A 13792-nucleotide genomic window follows, 5' to 3' on the forward strand; every position below is an offset into this window, starting at 1 on the left:
TCATTTTATGTTTTCGTAAAACTTTAACTGTCCCGTTTCACTATACACGACGACGTTTTGGAGGACGACATCCATTATGTGGAATAGGTGTTACGTCACGAATTGCTGTGATTTCTAAACCTGCTGCTTGTAATGAGCGAATAGCTGATTCACGACCTGAACCTGGTCCTTTAACAGATACTTCCACTGTTTTCATACCGTGTTCCATTGAGCCTTTAGCAGCAGATTCAGCAGCCATTTGAGCAGCAAATGGTGTTGATTTTTTAGAACCTTTAAATCCTAAAGCACCTGCTGATGACCATGCTACTGCATTACCATGAACATCAGTAATCATAACAATTGTATTATTGAATGTTGAACGGATATGTGCAATACCTGTCTCAATATTTTTTTTCACACGACGTTTACGTGTCACTTTTTTTGCCATGAAAGACTAACCTCCCTTATTTATTATTTTTTCTTACCTGCAATTGCTTTTGCTGGGCCTTTACGCGTACGCGCATTATTTTTAGTGTTTTGTCCACGAACTGGTAAACCACGACGATGACGCATGCCTCTATAAGAACCAATTTCAATCAATCGTTTAATGTTTAAGCTCACTTCACGACGAAGATCGCCTTCAACTTTTAGTTTATCTACTTCCGCACGAATACGGTCTAATTGTTCGTTTGATAAATCACGTACACGAATTTCTTCTGAAACATCAGCTGCTGCTAAAATTTCTTGAGAAGTTTTCTTTCCAATACCATAAATATATGTTAATGAAATTACTACACGTTTGTCACGTGGTATGTCTACACCTGCAATACGAGCCATTCTTTAGGTACCTCCTTTTTTAATTATCCTTGACGTTGTTTGTGTTTTGGATTTTCACAAATTACCATCACACGACCATTGCGTTTAATAACTTTACATTTTTCGCAGATTGGTTTAACTGAAGCTCTAACTTTCATTTTTTTGCCTCCTCATAATAAAACGATATAGTATCATTTGTTTACATTAGATTATCTCATTTATTTGACGGAGTATAATTATTTAAAGCGATAAGTAATTCTGCCACGAGTTAAATCATACGGTGATAACTCAACAGTTACTTTATCTCCGGGTAATATACGGATGTAATGCATTCTTATTTTACCAGAAACATGCGCCAATACAATATGACCGTTTTCAAGTTCGACTTTAAACATTGCATTTGGCAAAGTCTCAACGACTGTTCCTTCAATTTCAATCACATCGTCTTTCGCCACGCCTTAAAACCTCCTTAGCTTTCAAGCTTATTACGCTCTAACCTGTTAATTATACCATATCACGCTTTTTTTGAAAAGTGAATATGGCTATTTTTCAATAATTTTACGGACATTATCAAAAACTATATTGATGTCTTCTTCACCATTCACATTGAAAAGAACATTTTTTTCTTGATAATAATCCAACAAAGGTTTTGTTTGTTTTAAATTAACTTGAATACGATTTTCAACCGTTTCAGGTTTATCGTCTTCACGTTGATAGAAATCATGATTTCCACAACGATCACATGTTCCTTCCACTTTTGGTGGATTATTTAATGTATGGTATGTTGCACCACAATCACGACAAATAATTCTTCCTGTTAAACGTGCTTTTAAAACTTCTGGATTTACATCAATATTAATGACTGCATCTACTTGTTTTCCAAGCTCTAATAATATCGCATCTAATGCTTGTGCTTGGTTCACTGTACGAGGAAATCCATCTAATAAAAATCCGTTAACAGTATCAGATTGTGCCAATCTTTCTTTGACAATACCATTTGTCACTTCATCAGGTACTAATTCGCCTTTATCCATAAAAGATTTTGCTTGTAGACCTAATGGTGTACCGTTTTTTATCGCCGCTCTAAACATATCTCCTGTTGAAATGTGTGGAAAATGATAGGTATCGACAATTTTTTCAGCCTGTGTTCCTTTTCCAGCACCAGGTAATCCCATTAAGATAATATTCATATTGTTTCTCCTCTATCTAATACAAGATAAAGTGTGACAAAAGCAAGAATAACACTTCAAGCTTTTGCCTAGCACCCTATTGAATAAAACCATGATATTTACGTTTAATCAATTTACCTTGAATTTGTTTCGTTGTTTCTAAAATAACACCGATAATGATTAGTAAGTTTGTACCAAGTAACGCTAAATTAGGCGGCCAACCTGGAATAAATACAGACGCAAAATTTGGGATTGCCGCAATCAATGCTAAATAAACAGCACCAACTGTACTTAATCTCATTAACAATTTAGAAATATAATTTTCTGTACCTTTCCCCGGTCTAACACTAATAATGTATCCACCTTGTTTTTGCAAGTTTTCAGCCACTTTTTCAGGATTTACTTGCACAAACGCGTAGAAGAACGTAAATAATACAATCAATGTAATATAAACCGTTGCTCCTAGAACAGTACGATAATTAAACGCATTGTTTAATAGGACAAACCATGCTTCACCTTTATATGTTGCTGCAAAAAGGTTTAAAATTGTTGCAGGTATCAATAAGAATGAACTTGCAAAAATAACAGGAATCACACCGGCTGAGTTAATTTTTAATGGTAAATATGCCATTTGACTTGCGCCATTAGCACGTTTTGAATATTGTACAGATATTTTGCGTTTTGCTTGTTCCATAAAGATAACAAACATAATCATTGCTAATATCAATACAATAATACCTACCACAATAGATATGTTAATCCATAATGGCTGTGCATCACTAGCTAAGTATTTCATGAAGAGTGTGTATAATTGAGCAGGCAACTGTGCAACAATCCCTGCAAAAATAATCATAGACACACCATTACCGACACCTTTTTGTGTGATTTGCTCACCTAACCACATTACAAGCATTGTACCTGTTGTTAAAATGAGAGCAATAAGCATATAACCACCCATAGAAGTATCGCGTACTAAACCATATCCTGTTAATGCGTTAAAACCAAAAGATACACCGATTGCTTGAATGAACCCTAAAACAATTGTGAAATAAACAGTCGCTTTATTTAATTTACGACGACCAACCTCACCTTGTTTTGCCCATTCAGTAAATCTTGGAATGATATCCATTTGTAATAACTGCACAATGATAGAGGCCGTAATATATGGAGAAACACCCAATGCAAAGATTGAGTATTGTCTTAATGCGCCTCCACCAAATGTATTTAAAATACTAAATAAACTATTTCCACTTTCCGATAAGGTTGATAATGCTGCTGCATTAACGCCAGGAACAGTAATATGTGCTCCTATACGGAAAATGACAAGAATCATAAAAGTGTAAAATATTCTATTACGGACATCTTTTACTTGGAATGCAGATTTCAATAATGAGAACATTAAATCACCTCAACAGTTCCACCAGCAGCTTCAATTGCTTCTTTGGCTACTTTTGAGAATTTGTGTGCTTTAACAGACAATTTTCTCTCTAATGCTCCATTAGCTAAAATTTTAACACCTGATAATTCTTTTTTCACTAATCCCATTTCTACTAATGCTGCTGGAGTTACTTCAGCACCATCTTCAAAACGGTTTAAATCAGTTAAATTCACAATTACATATTCTTTACGGTTGATATTATTGAAACCACGTTTTGCAATACGTTTGAATAATGGAGTTTGACCCCCTTCAAAACCTAATCTCACACCACCGCCTGAACGTGCTTTTTGACCTTTTTGTCCACGACCAGATGTTTTTCCGTTTCCAGAACCTTGACCACGACCTACACGATTACGTACGTGACGTGAACCTTCGGCTGGTTTTAATGTATGAAGTTCCATGTTAACTAGGCACCTCCTTTTATATTTTTCTATAAAATTAAATTTCTTCTACTTCAACTAAGTGAGAAACTGTACGAACCATACCTTTAATCGCATCGTTAGCTGGTTTAACCACTTGTTTATGTGGTTTTGTTAAACCTAATGCTTTACATGTATCGATTTGATTTTGAGGACGTCCGATTAAGCTACGTTTTAAAGTGATTTTTAATTCTGCCATCTCTTTTTGTCCTCCTCTTACAATTCTTCTACTGATTTGCCACGTAATTTAGCAACTTCTTCAGCACGTTTTAATTGTTTTAATCCTTCTACTGTTGCACGTACCATGTTAATTGGTGTGTTTGATCCTAAAGATTTACTTGTAATATCAGCAACACCTGCTAACTCAACAACGGCACGAACAGGACCACCCGCTGCAACTCCTGAACCGGCTGGAGCTGGTTTTAACAATACATTACCGCCACAGAAACGACCAATTACTTCGTGTGGGATTGTAGAACCAACAACTGGTACTTCAATCAAGTTTTTCTTAGCGTCTTCGATAGCTTTACGGATAGCTTCAGGTACTTCTTGAGCTTTACCTGTACCAAATCCTACGTGACCATTTTTGTCACCAACAACAACTAACGCAGCAAAACGTAAACGACGTCCACCTTTTACAACTTTAGTAACACGGTTAATAGCAACAACACGTTCTTCTAATTCTAATTTTGTTGGGTCAATAAAAACCATGAATGGGTATCCTCCTTCTTTTAAAATTCTAGTCCATTTTCGCGTGCAGCTTCAGCTAAAGCTTTAACGCGGCCATGGTATAGATAACCACCACGGTCGAAGACTACTTGCTTAATATTTTTTTCAGCAGCTCTTTGAGCAATTAGTTTACCAACTGAAACTGCTTCTTCAGATTTTGTAGCTTTTGACACTTCTTTATCTAAAGTTGAGGCACTTGCTAGCGTCACACCCGCTACGTCATCAATTAATTGAGCGTAGATGTGTTTATTAGAACGGAAAACGTTCAAGCGTGGGCACTCAGCAGTACCAGAAATTTTGTTTCTTACACGCGCATGACGAGCTTGGCGCATTTTATTTTTATCTGGTTTTGTAATCACGATGTCACCTCTTTATAAGTATAAAATATAGTTATATATGATAGACAAGTAAATAATGCTTTTAAAAAGACATTATTTACCTGTTTTACCTTCTTTACGACGTACAAATTCGTTAACGTAACGAATACCTTTACCTTTATATGGTTCTGGTGGACGTACGTCACGGATGTTAGCTGCTAAAGCGCCAACTTTCTCTTTACTAATACCACGTACGATAACTTTTGTATTTGAAGGTACTTCAACAGTAATACCATCTTCTGGAGTAAATTCAACTGGATGTGAGTAACCAACGTTTAATACAAGTTTTGTCCCTTGTAATTGAGCACGGTACCCAACCCCGATTAGTTCTAACTCTTTCGCAAAGCCTTCTGTTACACCAACAACCATGTTATTAAATACAGCACGTGTTGTTCCGTGTAATGAACGACTTTCTTTTTCATCATTAGGACGAGTGAATGTTACTTCTGCTTCACCTACATTGATTTCAATGATTGGTGAAAATGTACGAGTTAATTCACCTTTAGGCCCTTTTACTGTTACTTCTTGACCATTTTTAGTAACGGTTACGCCACTTGGAATCACAACTGGTTTATTACCAATACGACTCATGACTGCACCTCTCTTTCTTTAATTATTATGTACGAATTATCTTACCAAACGTATGCTAAGACTTCGCCACCTACATTTTTTTGTCTTGCAACTTTATCAGTGATAACACCTTCAGAAGTTGAAAGAATTGCAATACCTAAACCATTTAATACTTTAGGTACTTCATTTGTTTTAGCATAAACACGTAAACCTGGTTTTGAAATACGTTTTAAACCAGTAATAACGCGCTCGTTATTTTGACCATATTTTAAGAACACACGGATAACGCCTTGTTTGTCATCTTCAATAATTTCAAAATCTTTAATGAAACCTTCGTTTTTTAAGATTGTTGCGATATCTTTTTTCATTCTTGATGCAGGTGCTTCTAGTACCGCGTGACGAACCATGTTCGCATTACGAATACGTGTTAGAAAATCTGCAATCGGATCTGTCATAACCATTTAGTTTAACCTCCTTTTCGATAGATATGGGATTACCAACTAGCTTTCTTCACTCCAGGAATTTGCCCTTTATAAGCAAGTTCGCGGAAGCAAATACGGCAAAGTTTAAATTTGCGATAAACAGAGTGTGGACGTCCGCAACGTTCGCAACGAGTATATTCTTGAACTGCGAATTTTTTAGGACGTTTGTTTTTTGCAACCATTGATTTTTTAGCCACTTTATTCGCCTCCTTATATTATTTTTGGAATGGCATTCCTAATTGAGTTAATAATTCTCTTGATTCTTCATCCGTTTTAGCTGTTGTTACGATAACGATATCCATACCACGTACTTTATCAACTTTATCATAATCAACCTCTGGGAAGATTAATTGTTCTTTAACACCTAATGTGTAGTTTCCACGACCGTCAAATGACTTTTTACTTACACCGCGGAAGTCACGCACACGAGGTAATGAAACTGTTACTAATTTGTCTAAGAAATCATACATTCTTTCGCCACGTAAAGTCACTTTTGCTCCGATTGGCATTCCTTCACGTAAGCGGAATCCAGCGATAGATTTTTTAGCTTTTGTAATGACAGGTTTTTGTCCTGAAATCAATGTCAATTCATCAACAGCTTTTTCTAAGTTTTTAGCATTAGATACTGCATCACCAACACCCATGTTGATAACAATTTTCTCAACTTTTGGTGCTTGCATTACAGATGCATAATTGAATTTTTCTACTAATGAAGGGATAATTTCCTTCACATATTTTTCTTGTAAACGATTCATTAAAATAGCTCCTCCTTCCTCGGTTTATTATTTATCGATAGCTTCACCAGTTTTTTTAGAAACGCGTACTTTTTTACCGTCCACTACTTTATAGCCAACACGAGTTGGTTGGTTTGTAGCTGGATCGATTAACATAACGTTAGAAACATGGATTGGCGCTTCTTTCTCCACGATTCCGCCATTTGGATTTGCTTGTGTAGGTTTTTGATGTTTTTTAACAATATTTACACCTTCAACAAGAACGCGATCTTTTTTCGGAAAAGCTTTAGTTACTACGCCTTCTTTGCCTTTATCTTTACCAGTCAATACTTTAACTTTATCACCAGTTTTTACGTGCATGTAACTTTGCACCTCCTTCGTTCTTAACTCTTATTTTTGGATTTAATTAGATTACTTCTGGAGCTAGAGAAACAATTTTCATATAGTTGTTATCACGTAATTCACGAGCAACCGGTCCAAAAATACGAGTTCCACGAGGGCTTTTATCATCACGAATGATAACACACGCATTTTCATCAAATTTGATGTATGATCCGTCTTTACGACGTGCACCTGATTTTGTACGAACGATTACAGCTTTAACAACGTCTCCTTTTTTAACAACTCCACCTGGTGTTGCTTGTTTTACAGTTGCAACAATCACATCACCAATATTAGCTGTTTTACGATTTGATCCACCTAAAACTCTGATAGTTAACACTTCACGTGCACCTGAGTTATCAGCTACTTTCAAACGAGATTCTGTTTGAATCATCTCGGTATCCTCCTTCCGAACTTGTTCTTACATATCTAATTGGTTAAATAATAATGGATTCCTCAACAATTTCTAATAAACGAAAATGTTTGGTAGCAGAAAGTGGACGAGTTTCCATAATTTTTACGATGTCGCCCATTTTTGCTGAATTATTTTCATCATGAGCTTTGAATTTTTTAGAATATTTAACGCGTTTACCATAAGTTGGGTGTGTTTTGTATGTTTCAACCACTACAGTGATTGTTTTGTCCATTTTATCTGAAACAACACGACCTTGATAAACTTTACGTTGGTTACGTTCTTCAGTCATCTTTAGTATGTCCTCCTTTGCTGATTAATTATTTTTGTAATTCTTGTTGACGCACAACTGTTTTGATACGCGCAATAGTTTTACGTACTTCTTTCAAGCGTGCTGTATTTTCTAACTGGCCAGTAGCTAGTTGGAATCGAAGATTGAATAATTCTTCTTTGAATTCTTTTTCTTTTGCAACTAATTCAGCAGTGGACAATCCATTTAATTCATTAATTTTCATTCGATTCACCACCCTGTTCTGTACGTTTTACAAATTTCGTTTTAACTGGTAATTTGTGAGAAGCTAAGCGGAATGCTTCACGTGCGATTTCTTCTGAAACGCCTGCAACTTCAAACATGATTTTACCACGTTTTACTGGTGCTACCCAGCCTTCAGGAGCCCCTTTACCAGAACCCATACGAACACCGATAGCTTTAGCTGTATATGATTTATGAGGGAAAATTTTAATCCATACTTTCCCACCACGTTTCATATAACGAGTCATTGCAATACGGGCAGCTTCAATTTGGCGGTTTGTAATCCAGTGTGATTCAGTCGCTTGTAAACCAAATTCACCAAAACTTACTTCTTTACCACCTTTAGCTTCGCCACGCATTTTTCCTCTGAATTCACGACGGAATTTAACACGTTTTGGTACTAACATGATTAATTTTCTCCTTTCTTCACATTTTTCTTAGTTGGTAATACTTCACCACGGTAAATCCAAACTTTAACACCTAATTTACCATAAGTTGTGTCTGCTTCTTCCCATGCATAATCAATGTCTGCACGTAAAGTATGCAATGGAACAGTTCCTTCTGAATAGCTTTCGCTACGCGCAATATCTGCACCATTTAAACGACCTGATACCATTGTTTTAATCCCTTGTGCCCCAGCTTTCATTGTACGTTGAATAGCTTGTTTTTGTGCACGACGGAAAGCAACACGGTTTTCTAATTGACGAGCAATTCCTTCAGCAACTAATTTTGCATCTAAGTCAGGTTTTTTAATTTCAACAATGTTGATATTAACATGCTCTTTACCTGTTAATTGTTTTAATTCTTTACGTAGGTTTTCTACCTCTGAACCGCCTTTACCGATTACTAATCCTGGTTTAGCAGTGTGGATAGATACTGTTACGACGTTATTTGCTTTACGTTCTGTTTCAATTCTAGAAATCGCAGCATCTTTTAATTTTCCAAAAACATACTTACGAATTCTTAAATCTTCATGTAAGAACTCTGCGTAATCTTTTTCTGCGTACCATTTTGCATCCCAGTCACGAATGATACCGACACGCATACCTATTGGATGTACTTTTTGACCCACAGACTATCCCTCCTTCTTCTCAGTTACCACGATTGTAATGTGGCTTGTACGTTTCATAATTGGAGAAGCAGATCCTTTTGCACGTGGACGGAAACGTTTCATTGTTGGTCCTTCGTTAACAAAAGCTTCACTTACTACCAAGTTTTCAATATCTAAATCATAATTGTGTTCTGCGTTTGCAATTGCTGACATCAATACTTTTTCAACAATAGGAGATGCAGAACGTGGTGTGAATTTCAAAATTGAAATTGCTTCACCGATTTTTTTACCTCTAATAAGATCTACTACTAAACGAACCTTACGAGGCGCAATGCGAACAGTTTTTGCAACTGCTTTAGCAGATGTAATTTCTGACATACTATTTTACCTCCTTGATTAACGTTTTTTAGTTTTTTTGTCATCGGCAGCATGACCACGATACGTTCTTGTTGGTGCAAATTCACCTAATTTGTGTCCTACCATATCTTCTTGAACATAAACAGGAACATGTTTTCTTCCATCGTAAACCGCAATTGTTTGTCCAACAAAGTTAGGGAAGATTGTAGAACGGCGTGACCAAGTTTTTACAACTTGTTTTTTATCACTTGCTGCTGCAGCTTCAACTTTTTTCATTAAATGGGCATCGACGAATGGCCCTTTTTTAAGACTACGACCCACAGCGAAGCCTCCCTTCTGTTTTCATTTATTCTTGAGTTTTATTTCTTATTTTTTACGTCCGCGAACAATTAATTTATTGCTACGAGCTTTTTTCTTACGAGTTTTCAATCCAAGAGCTGGTTTACCCCATGGAGTCATTGGTGATTTACGTCCGATAGGAGCACGACCCTCACCACCACCGTGTGGGTGATCATTAGGGTTCATTACAGAACCACGTACTGTTGGGCGTTTGCCTAACCAACGTGAACGTCCTGCTTTACCAATGTTTACAAGTTCATGTTGTTCGTTACCTACTGTACCTACTGTTGCACGGCAAGTTGATAAAATCATACGTACTTCACCAGAGTTCAAACGTACTAATGTATATTTACCTTCTTGACCTAATACTTGAGCGCTAGTTCCAGCTGAACGAATTAATTGCCCACCTTTACCAGGTTTTGTTTCAATATTATGGATCACAGTACCTACTGGGATATGAGATAATGGTAATGCATTACCTACTTTAATATCTGCATTTACACCAGATTCTACTTTTTGACCTACTTCAATTCCTTTTGGAGCAATGATGTATGCTTTCACACCATCTGCGTATTGAATTAACGCAATGTTTGCTGAACGGTTTGGATCATACTCAACAGCTTTAACAGTTGCTGGCATGTTGTCTTTAACACGTTTGAAATCAATCACACGGTAAGCACGTTTATGACCACCACCGTGGTGACGAACTGTAATTTTACCTTGGTTGTTACGTCCGGCAGTTTTTTTAATTGACTCTAACAATGATTTTTCAGGTGTTGATTTTGTGATTTCAGCAAAATCATAACCTGTCATGTTACGACGTCCGTTTGATGTCGGATTATATTTTTTCAACGCCACGTTATTTACCTCCTAAATTTTTCTTATATCTTGTGAATATTAGTCGTTACTTTCAAAAATTTCAATGTCTTTTGAAGATTCTGTTAATGTTACGATTGCTTTACGACGTTTTTTAGTGTATCCAGCATATTTACCTACGCGTTTGAATTTACCACGTACGTTCATAATGTTAACACTTTTCACTTCTACACCGAAGACTTCTTCGATTGCTTGTCTTACTAATGTTTTATTAGCACGTACATCTACTTCAAAAGTATATTTTTTCTCATCCATTGCTAGTACAGATGCTTCTGTAATAATTGGACGTTTGATTACATCACGAGCATTCATTATTTAAGAGCCTCCTCTACTGTTGAAAGAGCACGTTGAGTGAATAATACTTTTGTGTTTGAGAATACATCTAGTACACTTACGTTGTCTTCTGCTACAACTGTAACATTTGGTAAGTTACGAGCTGATAATGCCGCAAAGTCATTACCGTTTTCTACAACAACTAATACTTTTGATGTCACATCTAAGTTTTTCAATACTTGTGCAAATTCTTGTGTTTTTGGTGCACTAAAGTTTAATGCGTCTACTACTACTAAGTTACCTTCAGCCACTTTGGATGAAAGAACTGATTTGATAGCTAAACGACGAACTTTTTTGTTTAATTTATAGCTATATGAACGTGGTGTTGGACCAAAGACTGTTCCACCGCCTACCCATTGTGGTGAACGAGTTGAACCTTGTCTTGCACGACCAGTTCCTTTTTGACGCCATGGTTTACGACCACCGCCACGTACAGCACTACGGTTTTTTGTAGCGTGTGTACCTTGTCTTAATGAAGCACGTTGCATAATGATTGCATCGAACACAACATTCTCATTTGGTTCTACGCCGAATACTGCATCGTTTAATTCGATTTCGCGGACAGTTGAACCATCTTGTTTAAATAAAGTTACCTTTGCCATTTAATCGTTTCCTCCTTCCCAGCTTACTTATTTCCTGCTTTGCGAGCAGTACGAATTTCTACTAATGATTTTTTAGATCCAGGTACATTACCTTTGATTAAAATTACATTGTTTTCTAAATCAACTTTTACAACTTCTAAGTTTTGAATTGTGATACGATTTCCACCTGTTTGACCTGGTAAGTTTTTACCTTTAAATACGCGTGATGGGAAAGAAGCTCCACCCATTGATCCAGGACGACGGTGGTAACGAGAACCGTGAGCCATTGGTCCACGACTTTGTCCATGACGTTTGATAACACCTTGGAATCCTTTTCCTTTAGATGTTCCTGTTACATCAACAATGTCTCCTGCTTGGAAAACATCAACTTTTACTTCTTGTCCTAATTCATATTCTCCTAGCTCAACATTGTTAAATTCACGAATGAAGCGCTTAGGAGTAGCGTTTGCTTTAGCTACATGACCTTTTTCAGGTTTGTTTGTCAATACTTCACGTTTGTCTTGGTAACCTAATTGAACAGCTTCGTAACCATCGTTTTCAATTGTTTTTAATTGTAAAACGACGTTTGGAGTTGCTTCAACAACTGTTACTGGTACTAATTCACCACTTTCAGTGAAGAATTGAGTCATCCCTACTTTTCTTCCTAAGATTCCTTTGGCCATGGTACACCTCCTGATAATTTATTTTATAATTTAATTTCGATATCAACGCCACTTGGTAATTCAAGTTTTGTTAAGGCATCGATTGTTTTTTGCGTTGGGTTCACAATGTCAATTAAACGTTTGTGAGTACGCATTTCGAACTGTTCACGAGAATCTTTATATTTGTGAGTCGCACGAATCACTGTATATACTGTTCTTTCTGTTGGTAATGGGATAGGACCCGCTACACTAGCGCCAGTTCTTTTCGCTGTTTCTACGATTTTTTCCGCTGATTGATCTAAAGCACGATGTTCATAAGCTTTTAAACGGATACGAATTTTTTGTTTTGCCATTTTTTTACCTCCTTCGTCAAATGTTTGCATAAGACTAGCTCCACGAAAATTTCCGTCACACCTGACTAGGCAAAGCGTCCGGGTGTGTCGCAACCTCTCGCATCATCACTAACCCTCTTTTTTCAAGAGGGGGTCACTGTTTTCGGGCATGAATCGCCTATAAACACAATGACACTTCCAGTATTATACAAAAAAAAGCCGATTAAATCAAGCTTTTTTCGGAAATTTTTTTTACAATTTCATAACATTTTTTACATATTTTTGTGAAGCGTTACCATAAACATTATCGCCAAAATCAAAACTATTCCTTATAAACAAACATTACTTCAAAAATCAATTTCTATTCAAATAATTGATAATACTCAAAAAAGCTCGATATAACTCATTAAACCAATTTATATCAAGCCTTTTCGCAATTCTCTAAAAAACTACAGTGCAAACAGAATCCAACAGTTCCTTTTACATTTTAATAGTTACGAATTTTTTATCAACACTTACATTTTTTGATAAGCTGCACAAAAATTACTAATTGACATTTACTACTTTTCTAAAATTCCTTTTCTCTTTTTATGATTTTTACGTTCTTGAGTAAGTGCTTTTAACACTTTAGCCTTTCTTATCCGCTCTCGCATATTTATCGGTATAGTTTAAATCTATATCCCCTCCGATTATAAAACTTACGACATCAGATACATCAAACACATATTAAGAATACCTGCACCAAAAATAATAAGAAGGGTATTCACTTTTTTCATTCTGACAATAATAAAACATATTATCAATAGTAGAAATTGGTAGATCATACGTTCATTATTTGTCAACATCATTACTAAACTATATGCTACCGAAACAATCAGTGCTACAACAACCGGTCGAATTGCTTTCATGACTAATTGTACGCCATTTAAATTCTTATACTTGTAATAAATCATTGAAAAGAGTAATACAATACATAGCGATGGTAATACATTCCCAATTGTTGCAACAACTGCACCTATCGGTCCTCCTACTTTCATGCCAACAAAACTCGCTGAATTGATAGCTAAAGGCCCAGGCGTCATTTGAGAAATCGTTAATAAATCTGCATACGTATTTGTATCTAACCAACCTTTTTCTTGGACAATAATGCTTTGTATATATGGTAGAGAGGCGTAACCACCTCCGATACTCAACACCCCAATTTTCATGAATGTAACTAATAA

General features: G+C 36.2%; 28 protein-coding genes. All 28 read right to left on the reverse strand.

Going from position 1 to position 13792, the window contains the following annotated elements; all coding sequences use genetic code 11:
* Nucleotides 1-40: 40 nt before the first annotated feature.
* Entirely contained in the window at nt 41-427 is a 387-nt protein-coding gene (gene rpsK / locus GMA11_RS00965) for a 30S ribosomal protein S11 (protein ID WP_163545340.1), read from the reverse strand.
* A gap of 23 nt (nt 428-450) precedes the next feature.
* Nucleotides 451-816: a 30S ribosomal protein S13 gene (gene rpsM / locus GMA11_RS00970; protein ID WP_163545341.1), complete on the reverse strand. Its 366-nt coding sequence runs from the start codon at nt 814-816 to the stop codon at nt 451-453.
* Between the two features lie 23 nt (nt 817-839).
* Nucleotides 840-953, reverse strand: a complete 114-nt coding sequence (gene rpmJ, locus GMA11_RS00975) for a 50S ribosomal protein L36 (protein ID WP_050738992.1) — start codon at nt 951-953, stop codon at nt 840-842.
* A gap of 78 nt (nt 954-1031) precedes the next feature.
* A complete protein-coding gene (infA, locus tag GMA11_RS00980) occupies nt 1032-1250 on the reverse strand; it encodes a translation initiation factor IF-1 (protein WP_034551736.1) in 219 nt (72 codons plus the stop codon).
* Between the two features lie 87 nt (nt 1251-1337).
* Nucleotides 1338-1985, reverse strand: a complete 648-nt coding sequence (locus GMA11_RS00985; protein ID WP_163545342.1) for an adenylate kinase — start codon at nt 1983-1985, stop codon at nt 1338-1340.
* A gap of 76 nt (nt 1986-2061) precedes the next feature.
* A complete protein-coding gene (secY, locus tag GMA11_RS00990) occupies nt 2062-3363 on the reverse strand; it encodes a preprotein translocase subunit SecY (RefSeq protein WP_163545343.1) in 1302 nt (433 codons plus the stop codon).
* Nucleotides 3363-3803 carry a 50S ribosomal protein L15 gene (gene rplO / locus GMA11_RS00995; protein ID WP_163545344.1) on the reverse strand — a complete coding sequence of 147 codons (441 nt, stop codon included), beginning with the start codon at nt 3801-3803 and terminating at the stop codon, nt 3363-3365. The genes secY and rplO overlap by 1 nt, the downstream gene beginning before the upstream one ends.
* 37 nt (nt 3804-3840) lie before the next feature.
* On the reverse strand, nt 3841-4020 hold the full coding sequence (rpmD, locus tag GMA11_RS01000) for a 50S ribosomal protein L30 (RefSeq protein ID WP_163545345.1): 180 nt from the start codon (nt 4018-4020) through the stop codon (nt 3841-3843).
* A 17-nt stretch (nt 4021-4037) separates the two neighbouring features.
* Entirely contained in the window at nt 4038-4532 is a 495-nt protein-coding gene (gene rpsE / locus GMA11_RS01005) for a 30S ribosomal protein S5 (RefSeq protein WP_163545346.1), read from the reverse strand.
* A 20-nt stretch (nt 4533-4552) separates the two neighbouring features.
* Entirely contained in the window at nt 4553-4909 is a 357-nt protein-coding gene (gene rplR, locus GMA11_RS01010; RefSeq protein WP_163545347.1) for a 50S ribosomal protein L18, read from the reverse strand.
* Nucleotides 4910-4981: 72 nt separating this feature from the next.
* A complete protein-coding gene (rplF, locus tag GMA11_RS01015) occupies nt 4982-5518 on the reverse strand; it encodes a 50S ribosomal protein L6 (protein ID WP_163545348.1) in 537 nt (178 codons plus the stop codon).
* A 41-nt stretch (nt 5519-5559) separates the two neighbouring features.
* Nucleotides 5560-5958 carry a 30S ribosomal protein S8 gene (rpsH, locus tag GMA11_RS01020; RefSeq protein WP_163545349.1) on the reverse strand — a complete coding sequence of 133 codons (399 nt, stop codon included), beginning with the start codon at nt 5956-5958 and terminating at the stop codon, nt 5560-5562.
* A 32-nt stretch (nt 5959-5990) separates the two neighbouring features.
* Nucleotides 5991-6176 (reverse strand): type Z 30S ribosomal protein S14, encoded by a 186-nt coding sequence (locus GMA11_RS01025; protein ID WP_163545350.1) that lies wholly within the window; start codon nt 6174-6176, stop codon nt 5991-5993.
* An 18-nt stretch (nt 6177-6194) separates the two neighbouring features.
* Nucleotides 6195-6734 carry a 50S ribosomal protein L5 gene (rplE, locus tag GMA11_RS01030; RefSeq protein WP_163545351.1) on the reverse strand — a complete coding sequence of 180 codons (540 nt, stop codon included), beginning with the start codon at nt 6732-6734 and terminating at the stop codon, nt 6195-6197.
* Nucleotides 6735-6761: 27 nt separating this feature from the next.
* Nucleotides 6762-7073 (reverse strand): 50S ribosomal protein L24, encoded by a 312-nt coding sequence (gene rplX, locus GMA11_RS01035; protein ID WP_163545352.1) that lies wholly within the window; start codon nt 7071-7073, stop codon nt 6762-6764.
* A gap of 46 nt (nt 7074-7119) precedes the next feature.
* Nucleotides 7120-7488 (reverse strand): 50S ribosomal protein L14, encoded by a 369-nt coding sequence (gene rplN / locus GMA11_RS01040; RefSeq protein ID WP_135125299.1) that lies wholly within the window; start codon nt 7486-7488, stop codon nt 7120-7122.
* Between the two features lie 43 nt (nt 7489-7531).
* Nucleotides 7532-7798 (reverse strand): 30S ribosomal protein S17, encoded by a 267-nt coding sequence (gene rpsQ, locus GMA11_RS01045; RefSeq protein WP_163545353.1) that lies wholly within the window; start codon nt 7796-7798, stop codon nt 7532-7534.
* Between the two features lie 28 nt (nt 7799-7826).
* Nucleotides 7827-8021: a 50S ribosomal protein L29 gene (gene rpmC / locus GMA11_RS01050; RefSeq protein WP_163545354.1), complete on the reverse strand. Its 195-nt coding sequence runs from the start codon at nt 8019-8021 to the stop codon at nt 7827-7829.
* Nucleotides 8011-8445 (reverse strand): 50S ribosomal protein L16, encoded by a 435-nt coding sequence (gene rplP / locus GMA11_RS01055; protein WP_163545355.1) that lies wholly within the window; start codon nt 8443-8445, stop codon nt 8011-8013. The genes rpmC and rplP overlap by 11 nt, the downstream gene beginning before the upstream one ends.
* A gap of 2 nt (nt 8446-8447) precedes the next feature.
* Nucleotides 8448-9110 (reverse strand): 30S ribosomal protein S3, encoded by a 663-nt coding sequence (gene rpsC / locus GMA11_RS01060; protein WP_163545356.1) that lies wholly within the window; start codon nt 9108-9110, stop codon nt 8448-8450.
* Between the two features lie 3 nt (nt 9111-9113).
* A complete protein-coding gene (gene rplV / locus GMA11_RS01065) occupies nt 9114-9467 on the reverse strand; it encodes a 50S ribosomal protein L22 (RefSeq protein WP_163545357.1) in 354 nt (117 codons plus the stop codon).
* A gap of 18 nt (nt 9468-9485) precedes the next feature.
* The gene (gene rpsS, locus GMA11_RS01070; RefSeq protein ID WP_163545358.1) at nt 9486-9767 is read right to left on the reverse strand and encodes a 30S ribosomal protein S19; all 282 of its coding nucleotides are present in this window, start codon (nt 9765-9767) and stop codon (nt 9486-9488) included.
* Between the two features lie 45 nt (nt 9768-9812).
* On the reverse strand, nt 9813-10643 hold the full coding sequence (gene rplB, locus GMA11_RS01075; protein ID WP_163545359.1) for a 50S ribosomal protein L2: 831 nt from the start codon (nt 10641-10643) through the stop codon (nt 9813-9815).
* Nucleotides 10644-10682: 39 nt separating this feature from the next.
* Nucleotides 10683-10973 (reverse strand): 50S ribosomal protein L23, encoded by a 291-nt coding sequence (rplW, locus tag GMA11_RS01080; protein WP_163545360.1) that lies wholly within the window; start codon nt 10971-10973, stop codon nt 10683-10685.
* Entirely contained in the window at nt 10973-11596 is a 624-nt protein-coding gene (rplD, locus tag GMA11_RS01085) for a 50S ribosomal protein L4 (protein ID WP_163545361.1), read from the reverse strand. Before rplD ends, rplW begins: the two co-directional genes overlap by 1 nt.
* Nucleotides 11597-11619: 23 nt before the next feature.
* The gene (rplC, locus tag GMA11_RS01090; protein ID WP_163545362.1) at nt 11620-12258 is read right to left on the reverse strand and encodes a 50S ribosomal protein L3; all 639 of its coding nucleotides are present in this window, start codon (nt 12256-12258) and stop codon (nt 11620-11622) included.
* 23 nt (nt 12259-12281) lie between these two features.
* Nucleotides 12282-12590, reverse strand: coding sequence for a 30S ribosomal protein S10 (gene rpsJ, locus GMA11_RS01095; protein WP_163545363.1), 309 nt, complete (start codon nt 12588-12590; stop codon nt 12282-12284).
* Between the two features lie 677 nt (nt 12591-13267).
* Nucleotides 13268-13777, reverse strand: coding sequence for a chromate transporter (locus GMA11_RS01100; protein ID WP_240332441.1), 510 nt, complete (start codon nt 13775-13777; stop codon nt 13268-13270).
* Between the last annotated feature and the right edge of the window lie 15 nt (nt 13778-13792).

Source organism: Granulicatella sp. zg-ZJ (assembly GCF_010892355.1).
GTDB lineage: Bacteria > Bacillota > Bacilli > Lactobacillales > Aerococcaceae > WM01.